Source organism: Pedobacter agri PB92, assembly GCF_000258495.1.
Taxonomy (GTDB): Bacteria; Bacteroidota; Bacteroidia; order Sphingobacteriales; family Sphingobacteriaceae; genus Pedobacter; species Pedobacter agri.
The window spans coordinates 1-2,783 of sequence record NZ_AJLG01000300.1; the positions used below are offsets into that span (position 1 = coordinate 1).

At 38.2% G+C, this 2,783-nt stretch carries 3 protein-coding genes; 1 reads left to right on the top strand and 2 read right to left on the bottom strand.

Translation table 11 applies throughout. The features are described from left to right. Positions 1–162: 162 nt before the first annotated feature. Positions 163–1,158, bottom strand: coding sequence for a fumarylacetoacetate hydrolase family protein (locus ON09_RS23355; RefSeq protein WP_010603487.1), 996 nt, complete (start codon positions 1,156–1,158; stop codon positions 163–165). 65 nt (positions 1,159–1,223) lie between these two features. After that, positions 1,224–1,679: a hypothetical protein gene (locus ON09_RS23360; protein ID WP_010603488.1), complete on the bottom strand. Its 456-nt coding sequence runs from the start codon at positions 1,677–1,679 to the stop codon at positions 1,224–1,226. A gap of 265 nt (positions 1,680–1,944) precedes the next feature. Between ON09_RS23360 and ON09_RS23365 the strand changes: the two genes are divergently transcribed. Next, positions 1,945–2,772 (top strand): homogentisate 1,2-dioxygenase, encoded by an 828-nt coding sequence (locus ON09_RS23365; RefSeq protein ID WP_010603489.1) that lies wholly within the window; start codon positions 1,945–1,947, stop codon positions 2,770–2,772. The last annotated feature ends 11 nt before the right edge of the window (positions 2,773–2,783 follow it).

Sequence of the window (2,783 nt, forward strand, 5' to 3'; positions counted from 1 at the left end):
ACTGTCATTTTGCAACCTGGACATTTCAACTTTCAAACATTTCAATTTTTCAATAAAAAACAATTGCAATAGCTAAATTTCAAATACTCAGTTTATAAGCATTATCATTTTACACATGAACATTTCAACATTGAAACATTCCAATTTTTAATAACAACAATTTTATTTCTTCAAAGCCAATATCGAAAAATCAGTTTCAGCCTTGGTGATGGTATTCGTTAATGCACCTAAACCAGTTATTTCCATTTCCACTACATCGCCAGGTTGCAGCCATTGTGTTTTGTAATTTGGATCGTTTAGCAACCCTGTTCCGTTAAGTTCAAGAAAACAACCTGTACCCACCGTTCCCGATCCGATAACATCGCCAGGAAGAATGTCGACACCATAAGCGCAACGTTCAATAATCTCTGCAAATGTCCAATCCATATCGGCTGCATTGCCTTTTGAAACTTCAATTCCATTTACGCGACAAGTCATCTTCAGGTTGTACGCATTGCCTACATGGCCTTCTTTTGCCGCTACTTTATACTGCTCCAACTCATCAGGCGTAACCAGCCAGGGCCCAATAACTGTAGAGAAATCTTTGCCTTTAGCAGGACCAAGATTCAGCAACATCTCTTCCATTTGCAAGGTGCGGGCACTCATATCATTCATTACCATATAACCGGCAATGTATTCATCAGCTTCTGCAGCTTTTATATTTCTTCCTTTTTTGCCGATTACAATGGCCAGCTCGAGCTCAAAATCGAGTTTTTCAAAATGATCAGGCATACACGCTATTTCGCCTGTTCCTTGTATGGCGTTATGATTGGTAAAATAAAAGATCGGGTATTCATCAAATTGCGGAATCATATCAACCTTACGGTTACGGCGGGCTGCCGCTACATGTTGTCTGAAGGCGTAACCGTCTCTGCAACTCGTTGGGTGCGGAACCGGCGCTAAGATTTCATAAAAAATTTCTTCTTTAGCTGAAAAGCTTCCGTCTTTAATCTGTAAGTCAACTTTTTTTGCCCGTTCCATCAGCACTTCTCCGCCTTGCAAAAATTCATTCATATTATCCGGCAGCAATTTATCACAACTGTTTAAATTGTAGATGTGGCCATCGATAAACAGCCCTAAATGCTCTCTGTCTTCAGTTTTATAACTTACGAGTTTCATATAAATTTGGTTAAAATACGTGGTAAAGCTAGTGATTTAGGGCAGGAAATAAAACATGATCAAATTTATTTCAGTTCGGTGTACCTTTGCAAATCAGATTTGATCAACGGAAAATCCTTCGCCTCTAATTTTTTATAAAACCGTTTGTTTGCAAATAATTCACCGGTGAACAAGCCCAACGAAACACCCACTGGAATGCCCACGAAAATTAAAACTGCAGACTCTAGTACATCAGGACTTTCGACTGCCAAAACGAAAAATACCAAAGCACCTGCAATTGCAAGTGGCGCTACGATTCCTCGTCGGTGAATATATAGCCGGCTAATTCTTTCGGCGCTTAATCTGCTGGTATCTCCATTACTCTTCACTATAATCAGTCGGTTATCTTCTGCTGCGTAAAAAAATCCGCGATGCCGTTTACCGCTATGTTCAAAAATTTTTATTTTATACTTCCATTTTTTCTGTGCAGAAACAGTGAAACAAATGCTAAGGCAAAGTGAGAGTGTTAAGAAAATTTTCATGTTGATTTTGGTTAGAATTAAATATAAAGAATTTCTTCTTCAAAATAAATTCGTTACTTTAGCACAATCAAAACCATGATTTTAAAAGCATTACATATCAACTTAGTGAACGATGCCATCGCTGCACGTCGCTATAAAATGCTTTCAAAATTAATCATGGCTCAATATTCTCTGTAATTCTGAGCATTCTTCCTATTAATTGAAACGCCTTCGCGTTTTGATTGTTTATTCTTTAGATTTTATTTTCTAACCTAAAATATACATTATGCCTGTTTATCATAAATTGGGGCAAATACCTGCAAAACGCCATACGGTTTTTCGTAAACCCGATGGTAATCTTTATGCTGAAGAATTGGTTTCAACCGAAGGTTTTTCAAGTTTGTACTCGCTCGTTTATCATTGCCACCCGCCTACCATTGTTAAACATTTAGGTGAACCTTATAGTGTTGAGCCGAAAATTGCCAGAGAAAAACACTTAAAACATACCAGTTTAATTGGCTTCAATATTAAGCCGGCAGATGATTTTTTAAAAAGCCGTAAACCTGTTTTAGTCAACAGTGATTTGCACATCGTTTTGGCAGCTCCCCGAAAATCAATGACTGATTATTTTTACAAAAACAGTCAGGCAGATGAGATGATTTTTGTACATGAGGGATCAGGAAAGTTGAAAACCGGCTTTGGGGAGATCAAATTTGCTTATGGCGATTACCTCATTATTCCAAGAGGAACGATTTACCAAATGGAATTTGACAATGAGCAAAACAGATTGTTCATAGTGGAAAGTTTTAGTCCGCTAAGGCCGCCAAAAAGATATTTAAACCAATACGGCCAGTTGATGGAACACGCCCCCTATTGTGAGCGTGACTTACGTTTACCAGAAAACCTGCAGACATATGATGAGTACGGAGATTTTAAAGTGCTCATTAAAAAACAAGGATTAATTTACCCTTACACTTACGGCACTCATCCTTTCGATTATGTTGGATGGGATGGCTATCATTATCCTTACGCTTTCTCTATCCATGATTTTGAACCCATTACTGGTCGTTTGCACCAGCCACCACCCGTTCACCAAACATTTGAGGGGCATTAATTTTAGTGTGT